At 74.9% G+C, this 20,392-nt stretch carries 23 protein-coding genes; 16 read left to right on the plus strand and 7 right to left on the minus strand.

Translation table 11 applies throughout. The annotated features are described in order from the left end of the window. Positions 1-106 precede the first annotated feature (106 nt). Genes OC439_RS04480 through OC439_RS04515 form a run of 8 tightly spaced genes read left to right on the plus strand, consistent with a single transcriptional unit; the run spans position 107 to position 8,809 of the window. A complete protein-coding gene (locus OC439_RS04480; protein ID WP_410054886.1) occupies positions 107-1,771 on the plus strand; it encodes an HAD-IIIA family hydrolase in 1,665 nt (554 codons plus the stop codon). Beyond that, positions 1,768-2,742 carry a glycosyltransferase gene (locus OC439_RS04485; RefSeq protein ID WP_262012327.1) on the plus strand — a complete coding sequence of 325 codons (975 nt, stop codon included), beginning with the start codon at positions 1,768-1,770 and terminating at the stop codon, positions 2,740-2,742. The genes OC439_RS04480 and OC439_RS04485 overlap by 4 nt, the downstream gene beginning before the upstream one ends. Next, positions 2,727-3,944 carry a glycosyltransferase gene (locus OC439_RS04490; RefSeq protein ID WP_262012328.1) on the plus strand — a complete coding sequence of 406 codons (1,218 nt, stop codon included), beginning with the start codon at positions 2,727-2,729 and terminating at the stop codon, positions 3,942-3,944. The genes OC439_RS04485 and OC439_RS04490 overlap by 16 nt, the downstream gene beginning before the upstream one ends. Further along, positions 3,944-4,636, plus strand: coding sequence for an SIS domain-containing protein (locus OC439_RS04495; protein WP_262012329.1), 693 nt, complete (start codon positions 3,944-3,946; stop codon positions 4,634-4,636). The genes OC439_RS04490 and OC439_RS04495 overlap by 1 nt, the downstream gene beginning before the upstream one ends. Continuing rightward, positions 4,633-6,123, plus strand: a complete 1,491-nt coding sequence (locus tag OC439_RS04500; protein ID WP_262012330.1) for a PfkB family carbohydrate kinase — start codon at positions 4,633-4,635, stop codon at positions 6,121-6,123. Before OC439_RS04495 ends, OC439_RS04500 begins: the two co-directional genes overlap by 4 nt. 55 nt (positions 6,124-6,178) lie before the next feature. Continuing rightward, positions 6,179-6,880 (plus strand): SDR family oxidoreductase, encoded by a 702-nt coding sequence (locus tag OC439_RS04505; protein WP_262012331.1) that lies wholly within the window; start codon positions 6,179-6,181, stop codon positions 6,878-6,880. Then, positions 6,877-7,836 (plus strand): glycosyltransferase family 9 protein, encoded by a 960-nt coding sequence (locus tag OC439_RS04510; protein ID WP_262012332.1) that lies wholly within the window; start codon positions 6,877-6,879, stop codon positions 7,834-7,836. The genes OC439_RS04505 and OC439_RS04510 overlap by 4 nt, the downstream gene beginning before the upstream one ends. Then, the gene (locus OC439_RS04515; protein ID WP_262012333.1) at positions 7,820-8,809 is read left to right on the plus strand and encodes a DNA topoisomerase IB; all 990 of its coding nucleotides are present in this window, start codon (positions 7,820-7,822) and stop codon (positions 8,807-8,809) included. Before OC439_RS04510 ends, OC439_RS04515 begins: the two co-directional genes overlap by 17 nt. A gap of 174 nt (positions 8,810-8,983) precedes the next feature. Here OC439_RS04515 and OC439_RS04520 read toward each other — a convergent pair whose 3' ends face one another. The 4 genes from OC439_RS04520 to OC439_RS04535 all read right to left on the minus strand — a co-directional run bounded on the left by OC439_RS04520 (position 8,984) and on the right by OC439_RS04535 (position 12,539). Further along, complete coding sequence (locus tag OC439_RS04520; protein WP_262012334.1) at positions 8,984-10,027, minus strand: helix-turn-helix domain-containing protein; 1,044 nt, start codon at positions 10,025-10,027, stop codon at positions 8,984-8,986. Between the two features lie 123 nt (positions 10,028-10,150). Continuing rightward, positions 10,151-10,654 (minus strand): hypothetical protein, encoded by a 504-nt coding sequence (locus OC439_RS04525; RefSeq protein ID WP_135239346.1) that lies wholly within the window; start codon positions 10,652-10,654, stop codon positions 10,151-10,153. Between the two features lie 63 nt (positions 10,655-10,717). Further along, entirely contained in the window at positions 10,718-12,349 is a 1,632-nt protein-coding gene (locus OC439_RS04530) for a RecQ family ATP-dependent DNA helicase (protein WP_262012335.1), read from the minus strand. 67 nt (positions 12,350-12,416) lie between these two features. Further along, positions 12,417-12,539: a hypothetical protein gene (locus OC439_RS04535; protein ID WP_013285408.1), complete on the minus strand. Its 123-nt coding sequence runs from the start codon at positions 12,537-12,539 to the stop codon at positions 12,417-12,419. 139 nt (positions 12,540-12,678) lie between these two features. Here OC439_RS04535 and OC439_RS04540 point away from each other — a divergent pair, with 139 nt between their 5' ends. Beyond that, positions 12,679-14,178: a glycoside hydrolase family 3 protein gene (locus OC439_RS04540; RefSeq protein ID WP_262012336.1), complete on the plus strand. Its 1,500-nt coding sequence runs from the start codon at positions 12,679-12,681 to the stop codon at positions 14,176-14,178. A 45-nt stretch (positions 14,179-14,223) separates the two neighbouring features. Here OC439_RS04540 and OC439_RS04545 read toward each other — a convergent pair whose 3' ends face one another. Together OC439_RS04545 and OC439_RS04550 are read right to left on the minus strand one after the other, a co-directional pair. Then, the gene (locus OC439_RS04545) at positions 14,224-14,511 is read right to left on the minus strand and encodes a GNAT family N-acetyltransferase (RefSeq protein ID WP_262012337.1); all 288 of its coding nucleotides are present in this window, start codon (positions 14,509-14,511) and stop codon (positions 14,224-14,226) included. After that, positions 14,508-15,734, minus strand: a complete 1,227-nt coding sequence (locus OC439_RS04550) for a cysteine desulfurase-like protein (protein ID WP_262012338.1) — start codon at positions 15,732-15,734, stop codon at positions 14,508-14,510. The genes OC439_RS04545 and OC439_RS04550 overlap by 4 nt, the downstream gene beginning before the upstream one ends. 98 nt (positions 15,735-15,832) lie before the next feature. Between OC439_RS04550 and OC439_RS04555 the strand changes: the two genes are divergently transcribed. The 7 genes from OC439_RS04555 (at position 15,833) to OC439_RS04585 (ending at position 20,092) form a co-directional block, all read left to right on the plus strand. Next, positions 15,833-16,192 (plus strand): hypothetical protein, encoded by a 360-nt coding sequence (locus OC439_RS04555; RefSeq protein WP_262012339.1) that lies wholly within the window; start codon positions 15,833-15,835, stop codon positions 16,190-16,192. A gap of 65 nt (positions 16,193-16,257) precedes the next feature. Further along, positions 16,258-17,079, plus strand: coding sequence for a DUF1206 domain-containing protein (locus OC439_RS04560; RefSeq protein ID WP_262012340.1), 822 nt, complete (start codon positions 16,258-16,260; stop codon positions 17,077-17,079). Positions 17,080-17,156: 77 nt separating this feature from the next. Next, entirely contained in the window at positions 17,157-18,353 is a 1,197-nt protein-coding gene (locus OC439_RS04565) for a mechanosensitive ion channel family protein (RefSeq protein WP_262012341.1), read from the plus strand. 238 nt (positions 18,354-18,591) lie between these two features. Next, entirely contained in the window at positions 18,592-19,026 is a 435-nt protein-coding gene (locus OC439_RS04570; RefSeq protein ID WP_013474843.1) for a phage holin family protein, read from the plus strand. Continuing rightward, positions 19,023-19,331 carry a DUF3618 domain-containing protein gene (locus OC439_RS04575; RefSeq protein ID WP_262012342.1) on the plus strand — a complete coding sequence of 103 codons (309 nt, stop codon included), beginning with the start codon at positions 19,023-19,025 and terminating at the stop codon, positions 19,329-19,331. The genes OC439_RS04570 and OC439_RS04575 overlap by 4 nt, the downstream gene beginning before the upstream one ends. Further along, on the plus strand, positions 19,328-19,600 hold the full coding sequence (locus tag OC439_RS04580; RefSeq protein WP_013285416.1) for a DUF4235 domain-containing protein: 273 nt from the start codon (positions 19,328-19,330) through the stop codon (positions 19,598-19,600). The genes OC439_RS04575 and OC439_RS04580 overlap by 4 nt, the downstream gene beginning before the upstream one ends. Before the next feature lie 288 nt (positions 19,601-19,888). Continuing rightward, entirely contained in the window at positions 19,889-20,092 is a 204-nt protein-coding gene (locus OC439_RS04585) for a cold-shock protein (protein WP_007075740.1), read from the plus strand. 79 nt (positions 20,093-20,171) lie between these two features. Here OC439_RS04585 and OC439_RS04590 read toward each other — a convergent pair whose 3' ends face one another. Then, positions 20,172-20,363: a hypothetical protein gene (locus OC439_RS04590; protein ID WP_262012343.1), complete on the minus strand. Its 192-nt coding sequence runs from the start codon at positions 20,361-20,363 to the stop codon at positions 20,172-20,174. Positions 20,364-20,392 lie beyond the last annotated feature (29 nt).

Here is a 20,392-nt window from a genome sequence, read left to right on the forward strand (position 1 = left end):
GACCGGGCCGGTCGTGGCAGGTGTGCACCCGGCTGTGCGGCACCGGCGGGGCGGCCTGGCGCCGACGCCGACGTTTACTCCTCGGGGCCTCGGGAACCCGCCGCCCGTGCGACGGGACCAGGAGCGGGATCAGTGCAGGTCAGCCCGGGTTGACCCGGGTGCTGACCGGTTCCCGTCCGGCCTGTACGACGCGGTCCTGCTGGACCGGGACGGCACGCTGGTGGAGGACGTGCCGTACAACGGCGACCCCGAGAAGGTACGGCCGGTGCCCGGCGCCCGGGAGGCGCTGGACCGGTTGCGGGCCGCCGGGTTGCGGCTGGCGGTGGTCACCAACCAGTCCGGCCTGGCCCGGGGGTACTTCACCGCGCACGACCTGCGCCTGGTCAACGCCCGGGTGGAGGAGCTGCTCGGGCCCTTCGACCACTGGGTGATCTGCCCGCACGCGGAAGCCGACGGGTGCGCCTGCCGCAAGCCCGCGCCCGGCCTCGTCCACGAGGCGGCCCGCGCGCTCGGCACCAGGCCCACCCGGTGCGTGCTGATCGGTGACATCGGCGCGGACACGGCAGCCGCCGCGGCTGCGGGCGCCGCCGCGATCATGGTGCCCACGCCGGCGACCCGGGCCGCCGAGGTCGCCGCCGCGCCCACTGTCGCCGCCGACCTGCCGGACGCGGTGGGCATCGTGCTGGCCCGGATGCGCCTGACGGCCGCGCCGCACCCCGCGCGCCGGTCGCGTCGCGGGACGGTGCTGGTGGTCCGCAGCGACGCGGCGGGCGACGTGCTGGTGACCGGGCCGGGCATCCGGGCGGTAGCGGCCGGAGCGCAGCGGGTGGTGCTGCTGTGCGGGCCACGCGGCCGGGCCGCCGCCGACCTGCTTCCCGGCGTGGACGAGATCATCGAGGCGCCACTGCCGTGGATCGACGCGCCCGCCCCACCCGTCGACCCCGGTGCCGTGCGCGCGCTCACCGACCGGCTGTCGGAGGTACGCGCCGACGAGGCCGTCGTGTTCACCTCCTTCCACCAGTCCGCTCTGCCCCTCGCGCTGCTGCTGCGCCTGGCCGGGATACCGCGGATCAGCGCGATCAGCGACGACTACCCGGGCAGCCTGCTCGACGTCCGCCACCGCGTTCCGGCAGGCGTACCCGAACCGGAACGTGCTCTGTCCCTCGCGGCCGCCGCCGGCTTCGCGCTGCCCGGCCACGACGAACCGGCGCTGCGCATCCGCACCGACCGGCTTCCGCCGCGCGCGGCCGACGCCGGCGAACCCGGCTACGTGGTCCTGCACCCCGGCTCGTCGGTGGAGACCCGCGCCTGCCCGGAGGAGCTGGCCACCCGCGTGGTCCGCGTGCTCGGCGCGGCCGGTTACCGGGTCGTGGTGACCGGCGGACCCGACGAGCGGGAGCTGACCGAGCGCGTGGCCGCCGCGGGCGGCGTGGACCTGGGCGGGCGGACCGGGCTGGACGACCTGGCGGCGGTGATCGCCGGAGCCGGGGCGCTGGTGGTGGGCAACACCGGTCCGGCGCACCTGGCCGCCGCGCTCGGCGTGCCGGTGGTGAGCCTGTTCGCCCCGACGGTGCCGTTCGGGCAGTGGGGGCCGTACCGGGTGCCGACGGTGCGGCTCGGCGACGCGGGGGCGGCGTGCCGGGACACCCGCGCCACCGTCTGCCCGGTGCCCGGTCACCCGTGCCTGTCGGCTGTCGAGCCGGGACGGGTGCTGGAGGCGTTGCGGCTGCTCGGCGTGCCGGCGCCGGTGTCGGGCGGGGTGGCCGGATGAACATCCTGCTGTGGCACGTCCACGGGTCGTGGACGACCTCCTTCGTGCACGGCAAGCACCGCTACCTGGTGCCGGTCACCCCTGATCGAGGGCCGTACGGGCTGGGCCGGGCGCGCACCTACCCGTGGCCGGACAGTGCCGTCGAGGTCACCCCCGACGAACTGCGCGACACCGACGTCGACCTGGTGATCCTGCAACGCCCCGAGGAACTCGACCTGGCCGCCGAGTGGCTCGGCCGCCGGCCCGGGCGGGACGTGCCGGCCATCTACGTCGAGCACAACACGCCGAAAGGCGACGTGCCGAACACCCGGCACCCGATGGCCGACCGCGACGACCTGCTGCTCACCCACGTCACCGCGTTCAACGAGCTGTTCTGGGACAACGGCGCCACCCGCACCACTGTCGTCGACCACGGCGTCGTACCACCGAACGTCGAGTGGACCGGGGAACTCGACCGCCTCGCCGTGGTCATCAACGAGCCGGTACGCCGCTGGCGGGTCACCGGCACCGACCTGCTCGCCCGGTTCGCCGCGCTGGCGCCGCTGGACGTCTACGGGATGAAGGTGGACGGTCTCGCCGCCCATCTCGGCCTGCCCGAGGACCGGCTGACCAGCCACGACGACGTACCCCAGCACGCCATGCACGCCGAACTCGCCAAACGGCGCGCGTACCTGCACCTGTGCCGCTGGACCTCACTCGGCCTCAGCCTCATCGAGGCCATGACCATGGGCATGCCCGTGGTGGCACTGGCGACCACCGAGGCGGTGGAGGCGGTGCCGCCGGCCGCGGGAGCGCTGTCCACACGCGTCGACACGCTCGTCGACGCCGCCCGTGGGCTGCTGGACGACAGGGAGTCCGCCCGCCGGGCGGGCGCCGTGGCCCGGGCCGCCGCCCGGGACCGCTACGGCCTGGATCGATTCCTCGCCGACTGGGACCGGCTGCTGGAGGAGGAAGTATGCGCATCGCGATGATCTCGGAGCATGCCAGCCCGCTCGCCGTCCTCGGCGGGGAGGACGCCGGTGGCCAGAACACGCATGTCGCGGAGCTCTCCGCCGCGCTCGCGGCCGCCGGTCACGACGTGCGCGTCTACACCCGGCTCGACGCGGTGGACCTGCCGGTGAGCGTCCGCACCCCGGACGGGTACGAGGTGGTGCACGTACCGGCCGGGCCGGCCGAACCGGTGGCCAAGGACGACCTGCTGCCGTACATGCCGTCGTTCGGGCAGTGGCTGGCCGACCGGTGGCGCACCGGCGACTGGCAGCCCGAGGTGGTGCACGCGCACTTCTGGATGAGCGGGTTGGCGGGTCTCGCCGCGGCCCGCCGCGCGGGCGTGCCGATGGTGCAGACGTACCACGCGCTCGGCACCGTCAAGCGCCGCCACCAGGGCGTGCAGGACACCAGCCCGCCGGGCCGGGTCGAGCACGAGCGGAAGCTGGGCCGCTCGGTGGACCGGGTGGTCGCCCAGTGCCAGGACGAGGTCGCCGAACTGGTCCGGATGGGCGTGCCCCGGTCCCGGATGACAGTGGTGCCGTCGGGGGTGAACCTCACGACGTTCTCCCCGCTCGGCCCGGTCGCCGACCGCGACGGCGGCCGGGCCCGCATCCTCACCGTCGGCCGCCTGGTCGAGCGCAAGGGCTTCCAGGACGTCATCCGGGCCGTCGCCGAGGTGCCGGACGCCGAGTGCGTCGTCGTGGGCGGGCCACCGGCCGGACTCCTGGAGACCGACCCGTACGCGCTGCGCCTGCGGGCGCTGGCCCACTCGCTCGGCGTCGCCGACCGGGTCCGGCTGGTCGGCGCGGTCCCCCGGGAGGAGATGGGCCGCTGGTACCGATCGGCCGACGTGCTCGTGGCCGCACCCTGGTACGAGCCGTTCGGGCTCACCCCGCTGGAGGCGATGGCCTGCGGCGTACCGGTGGTCGCGACTGCGGTCGGCGGGCTGATCGACACGGTGGTGGCCGGACGCACCGGCGACCTGGTGCCGCCCCGGGAGCCGGCCGCCCTCGGCGCGGCGCTCCGGGGCCTGCTCGGCGACCGGATCCGCCGCTTCGCCTACGCCACCGCCGCGCTGGAACGGGCCCGCACCCGCTACTCCTGGGCCACCACCGCGGACCGCCTCACCGAGCTGTACGGCGAGGTGGCCTCGGTGCGCCGCCCGACCCGGGTGGTCGCCTGATGACGGCCGGGACGCCGGCCGCCGGCGCGACGGTGCTGGAGGACCACCTGAGCCTGCTGGCCGCCGCGCTGCTGCCGCTGCGGGAGGCGGAACAGATGCTGGCCCGCTGGGGTGAGGAACTGGCGCAGCGGCTCGCTGCCGGTGGCCGCCTGCTGGTCGCGGGCAACGGCGGCAGCGCCGCCGAAGCCCAGCACCTCACCGCCGAACTCGTCGGCAAGCTCCGCCACGACCGCCAGCCCCTGTCCGCCATCGCCCTGCACGCCGAAACCAGCGCCCTCAGTGCCATCGCCAACGACTACGGATACGACGAGGCCTTCGCCCGGCAGGTCCGTGCCCACGGCCGGCCCCACGACATCCTCCTGCTCCTGTCCACCAGCGGCACCAGCACCAACCTCCTCACCGCCGCCCGCGCCGCCCACCAGACCGGCATGCGCTGCTGGGCCTTCACCGGACCCGCACCCAACCCCCTCGCCGACATCTGTCACGAACACCTGGCGATCGACTCGCCGGACGGGCAGGTCGTGCAGGAACTGCACCTGGTGGCCTCGCACGTGCTCTGCGAGTACGTCGAACTGGCGCTGCCCGCCGCGCTCGCCGCCCAGCCCGCGGCCGGGCCGGTACGCGCCGGCGTCGAGGTCGTCGTCGGTGAGCCGGACCCGGCGGCGCCGGCCGGACGGGGAGGCGTGGCATGAGGGGGCCGGTGGTGGTGCTCGGTGACACGCTGCTGGACCGCGACGTCGAAGGTCTGGTGAACCGGCTCTGCCCGGACTCCCCGGTGCCGGTGCTCGACGAGACCGTCTCCGCCGACCGGCCGGGTGGAGCCGGGCTGGCCGCCGTCTTCGCCGCCGCGCAGGGCGCCGAGGTCGCGCTGGTCACCGCCGTCGCCGACGACGCGGGCGGGGCCCGGCTGGGCACGCTGCTCGCCGCCGCCGGGGTCCGGCTGTACGCGCTTCCGCTGGCCGGTGCCACCCCGGAGAAGATCCGGCTGCGGGCGCGCGGGCGGGTGCTGCTGCGCCACGACCGGGGCGGGAGCGCCGGTACCCCGGGGCAGCCGAGCGACGCCGTGCTGCGGCTGATCGCCGGTGCGTCCGCCGTGCTGGTCAGCGACTACGGCCGGGGCGTGGCAGCTCATCCGGCGCTGCGCGCCGCGCTGACCGCCACCCGGGCACCTGTGGTCTGGGACCCGCATCCGCGCGGACCGGCCGCCGTACCCGGTGTGCACCTGGCGACCCCGAACGAGCCGGAGGCCCGCGAGCTGGCAAAGACGCCGCCGGGCGGCTCCCGCCTGGCCGTCGCGTCCCGCAGCGCGCACGCGTTGCGCCGCCGCTGGCAGGCACGCGCGGTCGCGGTGACGCTCGGCGGGGACGGCGCGTTGCTCAGCCACGCCGGGTCCACGCCCCTTGTGGTGCCGGCGCCGCCCGCCGAGGGGGACACCTGCGGGGCGGGCGACCGTTTCGCGTCCACCGCGACCCTCGCCCTGGCCCGTGGGGCGCTGGTGTCCGAGGCGGTGCAGGAGGCGGTCACCGAGGCGTCCGCGTACGTGGCCGGCGGCGGCGTCGCGGCCGCGCTGCCCGCGCCGGTGCGCGCGGTGGCCCCGGAGGTGGTCACCGGCGGCGGGGACCGGATCGGCGCCGGGGCGGCCGGCGAGGTGGTGGCCCGGGTACGCGCGGCCGGCGGCACCGTGGTCGCCACCGGCGGCTGCTTCGACCTGCTGCACGCCGGGCACGTGGCGACGCTCCAGGCGGCCCGGCAACTCGGCGACTGCCTGGTGGTCTGCCTCAACTCCGACGCCAGCGTCGCCGGGCTCAAGGGCCCGGAACGCCCGGTCGTGCCGCAGGGCGACCGGGGCCGGCTGCTCGCCGCACTCGGCTGCGTCGACGCGGTGCTGATCTTCGACGAGCCGACCCCGGAGGCGGCGCTGTCCTGGCTGCGCCCGGACATCTGGGTCAAGGGCGGCGACTACGCCAGCGGTGGCGGCCCGGAGACGTTGCCCGAGACGGAGATCCTGGCCCGCTGGGGCGGCCACACGGTGGTCGTGCCGTACCTCGACGGGCGCTCGACCACCGACATGATCGCGGCGGCACGGGCCGGGCGGGGCAGCGGCGGCTGGCCGGCCGCGTCGGTCGACCCGGCCGAGGCCGTCGCGCAGGTCCGGTCCACGGCGAAGGGAGCACGATGAACGAGCGACGCATCCGACCCGGCGCGGTCACGCCCGCCGGTCCGACGGTGGCGGCGTGAGCGCCGGCGCGCCCGGAGCCGGGCCGACCGTCCTGGTCACCGGCGGCTCCAGCGGGCTCGGCGCGGCGGTGGTCGCCGCGGTGGCCCGCGCCGGCGGACGCCCGCTGGTGCTGGACCGGCAGCGCCCCGCCGACGGGGTGCCCTGGGTCGAGTGCGACCTGGCCGACACCCGCGCCGCCGAGGCCGCCACCCGCGACCTCGCGGAACGCTCCGGCGGGCTGGACGCCGTGGTCACCGCCGCCGGCATGGACGTGCCCGGGAAGCTCGCCGACACCCCGGCCGAGACCTGGGAACGGATCGTCACCGTCGACCTGCTCGCCACCGCCGCGGTGATCCGGGCCGCGCTGCCCTGGCTGGAGGCCTCCCGGGGCAGCATCGTCACCGTCGCCTCCACGCTCGGCGTGAAGGCGGTCAGCGACGCGACGGCGTACTGCGCGGCGAAGTTCGGGGTGGTCGGGTTCACCCGGGCGCTCGCCGCCGAACTCGCCGGAGCGGTCGGCGTGACGCTGCTGATCCCGGGCGGGATGCGGACCGCGTTCTTCGACGAGCGGGACGCGCAGTACCGCCCCGGCCCGGACGCGGTACTCAACGAGCCCGCCGACACCGCCGCCGCGGTCATGTTCGCGTTGTCCCAGCCGGCCGGCTGCGCGGTACGCGAGATGGTGGTCTGCGCCGCGCAGGAGTCCTCGTACCCGTGATCCTGGTGCTGCGCGCGCTCGGGGTCGGTGACCTGGCGACCGCCGTGCCGGCGCTGCGCGGCCTGCGCGCCGGCCTGCCGGGCCGGGAGCTGGTGCTCGCCGCGCCGGCCTGGCTGGCGCCGCTGGCGGAGCTGACCGGGGCGGTCGACCGGGTGCTGCCCACCACCGGGCCGGACCGGATCGGGTGGACCGGACCGCCGCCGGAGGTGGCGGTCAACCTGCACGGCCGGGGACCGCAGTCGCACCGGGCGCTGGCCGCCGTCCGCCCCGGCCGCGTGCTGGCCTACCGCAACCCGGGCGCCGGGCACCCGGACGGCCCGGCCTGGGACGACGACGAGCACGAGGTCCGCCGCTGGTGCCGGCTGCTGCACGCGTACGGGCTGCCGGCCGACCCCGGGGACCTGGCGCTGCGGCGTCCGGCGGCGGCCGGCGTACCGGCCGGGGTGACGCTGCTGCACCCGGGCGGCAAGATCCCGGCGAAGCGCTGGCCGGCGGACCGGTTCGCCGGGCTGGCCCGGGAGCTGGCCGCGCGCGGGCACCGGGTGGCGGTGACCGGCTCGCCGGACGAACGGGCGCTGGCCGAGCGGGTCGCCCGCGACGCCGGGCTGCCGCCGCAGGCGGTGCTGGCCGGCCGGACCGGACTGGCCGAGATGGCCGCGCTCGTCGCGGGCGCGCGGCTGGTGGTCAGCGGGGACACCGGCGTGGCGCACCTCGCCACCGGCTACGGCACCGCCTCGGTGGTGCTGTTCGGCCCGGTGCCGGCGGCACACTGGGGTCCACCGCCGGACCGCCCCCGGCACCGGGCGCTGGGTGCGATCGAGCCCACGCCCGTCAACCCGGATTCGACCGGGTCGGGCGGGGTAGGAACCCACCCGACATTGGATGCCATCGGGATCGACGAGGTGGTGGCTGCGGTGGCCGACGTGGAACGGGTCTCCGGTGCGGTTGCGGCGTAGCGATCCGGGCCGGCCGGGGTACGCGCGCCGGCGCCGCGGCAAGGGCTGGCTGTTCCTCGACCCGGCTGGCGAGCCGGTACGCGACGCCGGGGAGCTGACCCGGCTGCGTGAGCTGGTGATCCCGCCCGCGTGGCAGGACGTGTGGATCTCGCCGTACCCGAACGGCCACATCCAGGCCACCGGCATCGACGCGGCGGGCCGCAAGCAGTACCTCTACCACCCGGGCTGGCGGCGCAAGCGCGACGAGGCCAAGTTCGACCACGTGCTGGAGGTGGCGCACCGGCTGCCCACGCTGCGCGACCGGGTCACGCACGACCTGGCGCTGCGCGGCCTGCGCCGGGAACGGGTGCTCGCCACCGTCGCCCGGCTGCTCGACATGGGCGCGTTCCGGGTCGGCAGCGACCAGTACGCCACCGGGGACGACCCGACGTTCGGGGTGGCCACGCTGCGCCCCGAGCACGCCCGCTCCCGGGGCGGGTGCGTGGTGTTCGAGTTCCCGGCCAAGGGCGGCATCGACCAGGTCCGCCGGATCGAGGACGCCGAACTGTGCCGGGTGCTGTTCGACCTGCGCCGTCGCCGGCGTGCCCAGGAGCGGCTGTTCGGCTACTGGGACGGCCGCTCCTGGCGTGACGTGCGCAGCGACGAGGTCAACGACTACCTGCGCGACGCCAGCGGCGGCGAGATGACCGCGAAGGACTTCCGTACCTGGCACGCGACGGTGCTGGCCGCCGCCGAACTGGCCACCGTGGGCCCGCAGCGGTCCGCCACCGCCCGCAAGCGTGCCGTGGCCGGGGTGATGCGCTCGGTGGCCGAACTGCTCGGCAACACCCCGACGGTGGCCCGCACCTCGTACGTGGACCCGCGTGTGGTCGACCTCTACCACGACGGGGTGCTGGCGCCGGTGCAGCCGGAGATGCCGCGCGAGGCGGTGGAGAAGTCGGTGCTGGCGCTGCTGGAGGAGGAGGCCGGCTGACCGCCGACCGGCCCCGTCGGTCCTGGGGGGAAGCGCGACGGGGCCGGGAATCTCGGCCGCCGGTGCGGTCCCGGGGAGCCATCACCGGGCGGGCCGCCCGCGGCCGGGACCGCCGCGGGCGCCACGCCCGGCCCCCCGATATCCGTGGGCTCACCGCGAGCGGTAGCCCAGGTTTCAGTATGTACGGGACAGGTTGACGGCGGATGCCTCGCTGTTGACGATCCGTGCCGGTTCCAGGTGACGAGCCCGGTACGCCTGGGGTGTCTCACCCTGCGCGGCCCGGAAGACCCGGCTGAAGTGCGCCTTGTCGCGGAAACCCCAGCGGGCGGCGATGACCTGGATCGAGCGGTCGCTCAGCGCCGGGTCGGCCAGGTCGCGGCGGCACCGGGCCAGTCGCTCGTCCCTGATGTACGCGGCCACAGTGGTCTCCTCGTCCTCGAAGAGCCGGTGCAGCGAGCGCACCGAGATGTGGTGCGCGTCGGCGATCGCGCCCGGGTCCAGCGAGGCGTCACCGAGGTGCTGGCGCACGTACGCGCGCACCTGGGCCTGGAGGGCGCGGCGCCGGACCTCGGTGGGCACCTCGTCCTCGGACACCAGGTTGCGGCCGAGCAGCGTGGCGATCAGGTCGAGCCCGACGGCGCCGAGCCGCTCCGCGTCGGCCGCGTGGTACTGCTCGGGGTGGGCGGTGATCCGGATGAGGAAGTCGGCGACCAGCCCGCCGACGCCCTCGGAGCCGGACATCCGGCCGGCGAACAGGGGAGCGAGCCGGCGGGGCGGCAACGGCAGCGCGTCGTACGGCATCAGCGCCACGATCGAGCGGGCGTACGCCGGCCCGGCGGTGTCGGCGTGGTGGCTGACCTCATGCGGGCGGGAGCAGTCGTAGAAGGTGAGGTCGCCGGGGCGGCAGCAGGCGCGCTGCCCCGCCTGGTCGGCCTGGCTGGTCCCGGTGAGCGTCAGCGCCAGCAGGTAGTAGTCGGGGTCGGAACGCTGGATCAGCTTCGAGGTGCGCACGCACTCCACCGACGGGTAGCGGTAGCGGATGAGCTGCATCCGGCCCAGGTCGATGAACTCGGCCCGGGCGACGAAGTCGTCGGCGTGCGCGCTGTGCACCCGCAGCGGCGTCGGCGTGCCCGCCATCATGTCCAGCCACATGCCGAACCGCTCCGGCGGCGGCAGCGCCTCCGTGTCGAACACCTGACGTCGCAGCTTCCCGTCCATCAACGACCCCCGTGGCTCACCACTCCTGCTCTAAGCAGGACGCCCCACGGGGTCGAAAAGCGACACCCGTGGGGCGTGACGTCCGTCATTGACGGATCTGTGAGCCTTCTGTTAGGAGTCCGTTCAGTCGTTCAGCACCTGGGACAGCCGGTCCCGGAAACGGCGCTCGGAATCGGTCACCGCGTCGCCGCCCAGACCCAGGATGCCGCCGGTGGAGGCCGCGCCCACCACCTGCTCGGCGATCTCCACCAGCCAGTGCCGGTACGCCCCGGCCTGCCCCTCGTCCACCCGCGCGGTGAGCAGCGCGGACGCCTGCCCGGCCCGGGCCAGCACGTCCTCGATCATCGCCTTCGGGTCCTGCGGCGTGATCACCGGCAGTTCCGCGCCGGTCTCCGGGTCGCCCACCCGGTCGACGACCTCACCGGCCACCGCGGCGACCAGCGGACTGGCCGACTCGCGGCCGGCCGCGATGGTCTCCAGTCCGGCGGCGTTCTCCGCCATGGTGCGGCGGGTGCCGTCGGACTCGGCGGCGGCCGCCGCGGTGAGGACCGACTGCGGCAGCCCCACCAGCAGCCCCCACTCCTCGTCGGAGACGCCGAACCGGGTGTACGCCGGCTGCTCGATCACGATCAGGCCCCTTTCGCCGTGGTCGTCGTTGTCGACGGGCGCCCCCGCGGCGCCCGGGTCAGGCTAGTCCAGCTCCAGCAGGCCCTGTTCGGACACCACGCGCACGGACAGCGTCTTGTAGCCCACCTCGTCGAAGAGCACCGTCATCCGGTCCTCCTCGTAGCTGAGCACCAGGCCGGCGCCCCACTCCGGGTGGCGGACCTGGCTGTGCACCGGGAACGGCCCGACCGCGCCGTCACCGGCGACGCTAGTGCCCGCGTGGCAGTTGTCGCAGTGCCCGCAGACCTCGGTCATCTGCTCACCGAAGTACGCCAGCAGGGCCTGGCCCCGGCAGCCGGTGGTCTCGGCGAACGCGCGCATCATGTCGGTACGCGACCGGGTCACCGTCTGCTGCCGTTCCGCCTCGGCCAGCGCGGCCCGGCCCGACTCGGCGGCCGCCGGGGCGTACCGGGGCGCGCCGATGCGCTGCCTGGCGCGTGGCTCGGCGGCGCCGACCTGCTCCAGCAGGGACAGGTACTGACCCAGCTTGCGCGGACCGAGACCGGTCAGCTCGCGCAGCTCCTTGCGGTTGCGGGCCTTTCCGCGCAGCACCGCGGCGAGTTCGGTCAGTTCCTTGGAGTCCGGCAGGCCGCCGCTGAAGTAGCGCTGGAGGCCGACGTCCTCGGAGCGCCACAGCAGCAGCACCCGGGCCGGCGAGCCGTCGCGACCGGCCCGGCCGATCTCCTGGAAGTAGCTGTCCGGCGAGTCGGGCAGCGCCATGTGCACCACCCAGGCGATGTTCGGCTTGTCGATGCCCATGCCGAACGCGGACGTGGCCACCATGATCGGCACCCGGTCGGCGAGGAACGCCTCGTGCAGCTCGTGCCGGGCCGCGGTGGGCATGCCGCCGTGGTAGAACTCGGCCGGGAAGCCGGCGCCGGTGAGCCGCTCGGCCAGTTCCTCGGCCGCCCGCCGGGTCGGCACGTAGATGATGCCGGGCCGCTCGTCATCGCGCAGCAGCGCGATCAGTCGCCGCCACCGGTAGTCGTCCGTCGGGCAGTGGGCCACCTCCAGGAAGAGGTTGGGCCGGTCCAGACCGGAGACCACCACCTCCGGCTCGCGCAGCCGCAGCCGGGCGATGATGTCGTCGCGTACCGGCGGGGAGGCGGTAGCGGTGAGCGCCACCACCGGCGGGCGGCCCAGGCCGTCGATCAGGTGACCGAGCGCAAGGTAGTCCGGCCGGAAGTCGTGGCCCCACGCGGAGATGCAGTGCGCCTCGTCGATCGCCACCAGCGCCGGCTTCAGCTCGCGGACCTCGGCGAGCCGGTCCGGGTTGCTCAGCGCCTCCGGCGTGATGAACAGGAACTCGGCGCGCCCGGCCCGGATGTCCTCGATCGCCTCGGCCTGCTGGGCGGCGCTCTCGTCCGAGCTGATCCGCACCGCGCGCAGCTCCGGGCGCTGCCGTTCGTTGAGCGCGGCGATCTGGTCCTGCTGCAACGCCAGCAGCGGGGAGATCACCACCGTCGGGCCGGGGATCAGGCTGGCCGGGATCTGGTAGATCGCCGACTTGCCGGCGCCGGTGGGCAGCACCACGAGGGCGTCGCGGCGCTTCATCACGGCGCGCATGGCGGCGAGCTGGTTGGGCCGCAGCGTGGTCCAGCCGAACAGGTTCCGCGCCGCCCGGCGCAGGCTGGAGGAGTGCGTGGTCAGTTTCATCAAGCGCCTCAGCTACCCCTGGCGATCCCGCGCGAAACCGGCACCGCCGCTCACCGCCCGGTGCGGATCAGCGGCGGAACATGGCCCGGATCGCGATCAGCAGGAACAGGCCGCCGACCACCAGGCCGAGCAGGCGTACGCCGGGGATGTCGGCGGCGCTGGTGGCGTCGGCGAGCGGCAGAGCGGACATGTGGGAACTCTCCCACGCGAGGTCCGGGGGCGCCAGCGGCTAACAGTAAGGATTGTTGACTATTTAGCGGTGCGGTGTGACCATGTCAGCACCCGCCGGCCCCGGCGGGTCCGTGGGGGAGACGGGGGTACGACAGCACATGAGCGAGCGGACCGAGGGATCGACAGGAGACCTGGCGGCGCTCGCCGCCGCCGTCCTGCAACCGGGGTTCGTCGGCACCACACCGCCGCCGTGGGTGTGCCGCTGGCTCGGCGAGGGCCTCGGCTCGGTGGTCCTGTTCGCCCGCAACGTCGTCGACCACGAGCAGGTCGCCACGCTCACCGCGAACCTGCGCGCCGAGCGGCCGGACGTCATCGTGGCGATCGACGAGGAGGCCGGCGACGTCACCCGGATCGAGTCCGCCCGGGGCAGTTCCCGTCCCGGCAACTACGCGCTCGGCGCTGTCGACGACCCGGCGCTGACCGAGGAGGTCGCCCGCGACCTCGGCGCCGAACTCGCGGCCGTCGGCGTCACGCTGGACTACGCCCCGGACGCCGACGTCAACTCCAACCCGGCCAACCCGGTCATCGGGGTGCGCTCCTTCGGCGCCGACCCGGAGCTGGTCGCCCGGCACACCGCCGCCTGGGTACGCGGCCTCCAGGCCGGCGGCGTCGCCGCCTGCGCCAAGCACTTCCCCGGGCACGGCGACACCCGGGTCGACTCGCACCACGACCTGCCCCGCATCGGCGGCGACCGGGCCCGGCTCGACGCGGTCGAGCTGGCCCCGTTCCGCGCCGCCGTGGCCGCCGGGGTGCAGGCGGTGATGACCGGCCACCTGCTGGTGCCGGCGCTGGACCCGGAACTGCCCGCCACGCTCAGCCCGCGCGTGCTCGGCGGCCTGCTGCGCGAGGAGATGGGCTTCGGCGGCGTGGTGGTCACCGACGCGGTCGAGATGCGCGCGGTGGCCGACCGGTACGGCTTCACCGGCGCCGCGGTGCGCGCGCTCGTGGCCGGCGCGGACGCGATCTGCGTGGGCGGGGAACGGGCCACCGAGGCCGACGCCCGCGAGCTGCGTGACGCGATCGTGGCGGCGGTGATCAGCGGGGAACTGCCCGAGGAGCGGCTCGCCGAGGCGGCCAAGCGGGTCGGTCAGCTCGCCGCGTGGAGCGTCGCCGCCCGCGCCCGCCGGATCGCCGGCCCGCCGTCGGCCGACGGCTCACCGATCGGGCTCGCCGCCGCCCGCCGGGCGGTACGGGTCACCGGTGACGCCGCGCTGCTGCCGCTGGCCGGTCCGGCGCACGTGGTGGAGTTCGCGCCGCCGCGCAACATCGCCATCGGCGAGGAGACGCCGTGGGGCGTCGCCGTGCCGCTGGCGCACCTGGCGCCCGGCACCACCACCGCCCGCTACGCCGCCGACGCCGTACCGGCCGACCCGGGCGCGACGCCGGCCGGGCGGCCGCTGGTGCTCGTGGTGCGCGACCTGCACCGGCACGACTGGATGCGGGACGCGGTACGCCGGGCGCTGGCCGTACGCCCCGACGCGGTGGTGGTCGAGCTGGGCGTGCCCGAGCTGGTCACCGGCGCGGTGCACCTGGCCACCCACGGCGCCACCGCCGCGGCGGCGCGGGCCGCCGCCGAGGTGCTGACCGGGGCACGCTGACTCCCGGTCCGGCCGGGTGGGGAGGTCCCCCGGCCGGGCCGGGCCTCACTGCTTGCCGGCCACCAGGTCGGCGTACTCCGGGTGGCGCTCGATGAACGAGGCCACGAACGGGCACTGCGGCACGATCCGGCCGCCCCGCGCGCGGACCTGGTCCAGCGCGCCCCGGACCAGCGCGGCCCCGACGCCCTGACCCTGGAACCGGTCGTCGACCTCGGTGTGCGTGAACACGAGCGTCTCGCCCCGGGGCGTGTACGCGGTGAACCCGGCCAGCGCGTCGTCCACCAGGATCTCGAAGCGACGCCCGGCGGTGTTCTCCTCGACCAGAAAACTCACCGGATCATTCTCCCTCCGGGCCCGGCCAGCCGGTCCAGTTCGGCCAGCAGCCGGTCCACCTCGTCGACGGTGTTGTAGTGGTAGACGCTCGCCCGCACGGCCCCGCCGCTGTCCCGCAGGCCCATGCCCTCGAAGTACTCGTAGGCGTAGTAGTCGCCGTGCGACAGGCACAGGCCCGCCTCGCCCAGCGCCGCCGCGGTCTGCGCCGGGCTCGCTCCGGCCACCCGGAACGACACCGTCGGGCAGCGCCGGGCGGGTGCGGCGTACACGGTCACGAACGGGCGGTCGGCCAGCCCGGCGAGCAGCCGGTCGAAGACCGCCTCCTCGTGCGCCTGCGCGGCGGCCAGCCCGGCGCGTACCCGCTCCCGCCGGTCGCCGGTCGCCTCCGGGTCCAGGCCGGCCAGGTGGTCCACCGCGGCGGTCACCCCGGCCAGCAGCGGGAAGCTCGGCGTGCCGTACTCGAACCGGTCCGGCACCGCGTCGGCGGAGGGCACGAGCTTCGCCGGGCGCAGCGCCTCCCACCGCGCCGGGTCGGCGACCATCGCCGCCAGGTGCGGCCCCGACCACTTGTACGCGCTGGTCACCAGGAAGTCCGCGCCGAGCGAGGCCAGGTCGGTCGGGCCGTGCGGCACCGAGTGCACGCCGTCCACGCACACCAGCGCGCCGGCGGCGTGCGCGGTCTTGGCGATCGCCGCCACGTCCGGCACGGTGCCGATCGCGTTGCTGCCGGCGGTCACCGCGACCAGCCGAGTCCGCTCGGTGACCAGGTCGGCGTACTGGCCGGCGGGCAGCTCACCGGTCGCCGGGTCGAACTCGGCCCAGCGCACCGTGGCGCCGGACGCCTGCGCGGCCTGCACCCACGGGCGGACGTTCGCGTCGTGGTCCAGCCGGGAGACGACCACCTCGTCGCCCGGACGCCAGCCGGCGCCGAGCGTCCGGGCCAGCGTGTACGTCAGCGCTGTGGCGCTCGGCCCGAGCACCACGCCCGACGGCTGCGCGCCGAGCAGGTCGGCGACCGCCGCCCGCGCCCCGGCGACCAGGTCCAGCGCCCGGCGGCCGGGCAGGAAGGCGGTGCTGCGGTTGCCCGTCGCGGCGCGCATCGCCCCGGCCACCGCCTCGACGACAGCGGCGGCGGTCTGGGTGCCCCCGGCGCCGTCGAAGTGGGCGAATCCCTCGCTCAGGGCAGGGTAGGCGGCCCGGACCCGGGCGACGTCGAAAGCCATTCCGGCACCCTAGCGCGCACCCCGGACGCCCCGCCCGCGTGGCCGTCCCGCGCCCGCCCGCGAGGCCGCTGTGGCGTTCGCCGCCTATCCTTGGACGGGTGACGATCCGACGCGCCACCTCCGCCCCCGCCCGCCGCGCCGCCGGTCTGCTCGCCGGTCTCGCCCTCGGCGCCGCACTGCTCGCCGGATGCAGTTCCGAAGGTGCCGAGACCGACTGCGGTCTGGACGCCTGCACGATCACCTTCGACCGTGGCGTGGAGGCCAGCGCCCGGATCCTCGGCGTCGAGGCGAAGCTGATCGGCGCCCAGGGCGACCAGGTGACCGTCGAGGTCGCCGGGGAACAGCTCTCGCTCACCGTGGGTCAGCAGGCCACCGAGGTCGCCGGCTTCCAGGTCAGCCTGGACAGCGTCGACGATCAGCAGGTGGTGGTGCGGGTCGCCCGCGACCTGAGCGCCTGATCCGTTTCGGCCGTCCCGGCGGGCGGCGACGTTTGGAAAATCGCCCGCCGGGAGATTGAGGGCTCATGTCTCTCACCCGGAACGCCGGAGCCACCGCCGCCCAGGCTCGAAACAGCCGGTGGCTCGAACTGTTGACCCGTGGCGGCTTCATCGGATATGGAATCGTGCACCTGCTCCTCGCCTGGCTGGCGCTGCAGATCGCCTTCGGGAACTCGGGCGAGGAGGGTAACCAGAACGGCGCGCTGCGCACCCTCGGTGAACAGCCGCTCGGGAAGTTCCTCCTGATCGCGATGGCGGTCGGCCTGTTCGCCATGGCGATCTGGCAGGCCTTCGAGGCGATCTCCGGCCACGTGTCCAGGACCGGCAAGGAACGACTGTTCGAGCGGATCGCCTCGGTGGTCCGGGTCGTCGTGTTCGTCTGGCTGGGCTGGACCGCGATCAAGGTCTTCCAGGACGCCAGCTCCAACGCCTCCGACCAGCAGCAGCAGCTCTCCGAGAAGCTGATGGCCTCCGACGGCGGCCGGTGGCTGGTCGGGCTGGCCGGGCTCGCGCTCGCCGCGCTCGGCGTCGGCATGGTGATCTACGGCCTGAAGAAGAAGTTCGAGCGCAACCTCAAGACCGGCGAGATGAGCCCGAAGACCCGCCAGCTCACCCGTCGGCTCGGCATGGCCGGGTACGCCTCCCGGGGCGCCGTGTTCGCCGTCGCCGGCGTGCTTGTCGTCGTCGCCGCGGTGAACTACGACCCGGAGAAGGCGCGTGGCCTCGACGCCGCCCTGCGGACGCTGCGCGACCAGTCGTACGGGCCGTGGCTGCTGGCGCTCATGGCGCTCGGCATCGCCGCGTTCGGTGTCTACTGCTTCTTCCAGTCCCGGTACCGCAAGGTCTGATCCTGGTCGATACCCGGGCCGCCGGGCACCATTGGGCCTTTGCCCGATTCCCGCCCGGTCGGAGGGAGAGAGAGTTCGTGCAGAGTTACGTCGTGACAGTCGCCGCCGCGCTCGCCGCGGCGGCGATCGCGTTGGTGCTGGCCCAGGTGGTGCACCGCGTCATCCGCCGCCTCGGCCGCCGCTCGCTGCTGATGACCGAGCTGACCGAGCACGCGCACCGCGCGTTCCAGCTCGCCCTCACCGTGGCCGCGGTGCAGTTCGCGGTCCGGTTCACCACCGCGTACGCGGTCGGCAGCCCGTGGCGGCAGTTCGTCCTGCACACGCTGGTGCTCGCGACGATCGCCGCCACCGCCTGGCTGGTGGCCTCGCTGCTGGTGGTGGCGGAGGACACCGCGCTGGCCCGGTTCCGGGTCGACGTGCCGAACAACAGGCACGCCCGCCGGGTGCGGACCCAGGTGGTGCTGCTGCGCCGGCTGACCATCGCGGTGATCGTGATCCTCACGGTCGGCGTGATGCTGATGACGTTCCCGGCCGTACGCGGGGTCGGCGCCGGTGTGCTGACCTCCGCCGGTGTGATCGCCGCGGTCGCCGCGCTGGCCGCGCAGAGCCTGCTCGCCAACGTCTTCGCCGGTCTCCAGCTCGCGTTCAGCGACGCGGTACGCCTGGACGACGTGGTGGTGGTCGAGGGGGAGTGGGGCCGGATCGAGGAGCTGACGCTCAGCTACGTGGTGGTGCAGATCTGGGACGACCGCCGGCTGATCCTGCCCACCTCGTACTTCACCAGCCGGCCGTTCCAGAACTGGACCCGGACCGAGGCGGCGGTGCTCGGCACCGCCGAGTTCGAGCTGGACTGGGCCGTCCCGGTGCAGGCGATGCGGGAGGAGCTGCGCCGCCTGTGCGAGGGCACCGAGCTGTGGGACGGCCGGGTCTGCGTGCTCCAGGTGACCGACGCGACGGGCGGCATGGTCAAGGTCCGCGCGCTGGTCAGCGCCGCCGACGCGGGCAGCCTGTGGGACCTGCGGTGCCTGGTCCGCGAGCACCTGGTGACCTGGGTACGCGACCAGCGCCCGACCGCCCTGCCCCGGCTGCGCGCCGAGGTGGGCGACACCGCCGGCCCGCTGCCCTGGCAGGCGGTGCCGCCGCGCCGCCCGGTACGCCGCGCGGTCGACACCGAGGCGCCCGACGACGCGCGTGTCTTCGGCGGCAGCGACGACGGCGAGGCCCGCAGTGAGGCGTTCGTGGGCCGGGAGGAGCACGCCGAGGCGCGTCGCTGACCCCGTACCCGATCGGAGCCCCCGGCCGCCCGCGGCGCCGGGGGTTCCCGCGTCCGGGCGGCTTTGCGGCCGGACGGGTTTGGCCGGGCGGTTGCGGGGGACGTGGTGCGCACGCCCCGGATCCGGTGCCCGGCACCCGATTCCGGCGGCGCGTGGCCGGGCGGACCGGCTGCTCCGCGCAGGATTGACGGGCGGCGACTCCGGGCATACAGCGCGGTGATGACGAAAGGAGGACAGCATGGCTGACGTCGCGAGTCGCAGCACGTCGCGGACCGGGAGCGAGCCGTCCACCGCCGAACTGGTACAGCGCGCCACGGAGCAGGTCACCCGCCTGGTGCGGGACGAACTGGCCCTGGCCCGTGCGGAGCTGACCCAGAAGGGCAAGCACGCCGGGATCGGCATCGGTCTGTTCGGCGGCGGCGGGGTGATGGCGCTCTACGGCGCCGGCGCCCTGGTCGCCACCGTGATCCTGCTGCTGGCGCTTGTCATGCCGGCGTGGCTGGCCGCCCTGATCGTGGCGGTGGCGCTGTTCCTGCTCGCCGGGATCCTGGCGCTGGTGGGCAAGAAGCAGGTCAGCCGTGCCGTCCCGCCGGTGCCTGAGGCGGCGGTCCGCAGCGTGCGGGCGGACGTCGACACGGTCACCGCCGCGGTGAAGGACGGGAGGCGGGCATGACCGGTAACGGGACCGGGGACGTGGCGGCGCTCCGGGAGGAGATCCGCCGGACCCGGGTGGAGCTCGGTGAGACGATGGAGCTGCTCGCGGCCAGGGCCGATCCGAAGGCGCTGGTACGGCACTCCGCCGAGGCGGCGAAGGCGCGGATGCGCGGGCGGGCGGCCCAGCGGGCCCGGCTGGTCCGGGCGCAGGCGTACGAGAAGGGTGAGGCGGTCGGGCGCAACCCGTTGCCGTGGGCGGCCATCGCGGCCGGCGCGCTGGTGACCGCGGTGGTGTTGGTGATCGTCCGAGGGAGGCGCAGGTGAGCGGCAGGGTCGGCAAGGCGGCGTACAAGCCGGTGGGGGTGCTGCTCGGCCTGGCCGCCGGTGCCGTCGCCGGGGCGATCTTCCGTCAGGTCTGGAAGGTGACGGCGGGCGACGGCGAGGCGCCGAGCGCCACCGACGAGGACCGCCGCTGGGGCGAGGTGCTGGCCGCCGCGGCCCTGCAGGGGGCCATCTTCTCGGTGGTGCGGGCCGCCGTCGACCGGGGCGGGGCGGTGGGTGTACGCCGGCTGACCGGTCGCTGGCCGGACTGACGAAAAGGCCGGAAAGGCCCCTTTCCCGAGCGCGGGGAGGGGGCCTTTCGCATGGCTCCGGCGGGGCCGCGCAGCGCCGTCCGCGCGACCTTCAGGTCACATGTCGGAGAATTTCGTCCGCTAGGCTGTGCGAAGTTTTTGCGTACGTGGTTTGCTTTCTCACGCTGTTGAGAGACGCGTGGGTTGAGAGAAGTCTCCTGCATTGGGGGCCGCCTCAGGCACCGCTGCTCGAAAACGGCCAATCGGCCGCACGGCGTGCTCGGCCGCCAGTTTTAGAAGGAGATACACATGGCGCAGGGAACCGTGAAGTGGTTCAACGCTGACAAGGGCTTCGGCTTCATCACCGTCGACGGCGGGGGTGCTGACGTGTTCGTCCACTTCTCGGCCATCCAGACCAGCGGCTACCGCACGCTGGAGGAGAACCAGCGGGTGGAGTTCGAGATCGCCCAGGGTCAGAAGGGTCCGCAGGCCGAGCAGGTCCGCCCCATCTGAGCTGACCGCACCGGCCGCGCCGGCCGGTGCCGGAAGCCCCGCATCCCGTACGGGAGGCGGGGCTTCGCCTTGCCGCGCCTCAGCGGCGTCGCGCCCGCATGCCCCACCAGAGCCCGGCCAGTCCGAACAGGACCAGCACCGGGCCGACCATCGCCCAGATCCGCTGGTCGCTCATGACGCTGCCCTCGACGTAGCCGAGGCCGAGCACCGTCCACAACGCACCGATCACCACGGCGAGCAGCCCCAGGGTGAGCCGGAACCAACCCCTCATCGTTCCCCCTCCGACGACAGTCCCGCTCC

The sequence above is a fragment of the Micromonospora sp. Mcm103 genome (assembly GCF_024519755.1).
In the GTDB taxonomy this organism is placed as follows: Bacteria; Actinomycetota; Actinomycetes; order Mycobacteriales; family Micromonosporaceae; genus Micromonospora; species Micromonospora aurantiaca.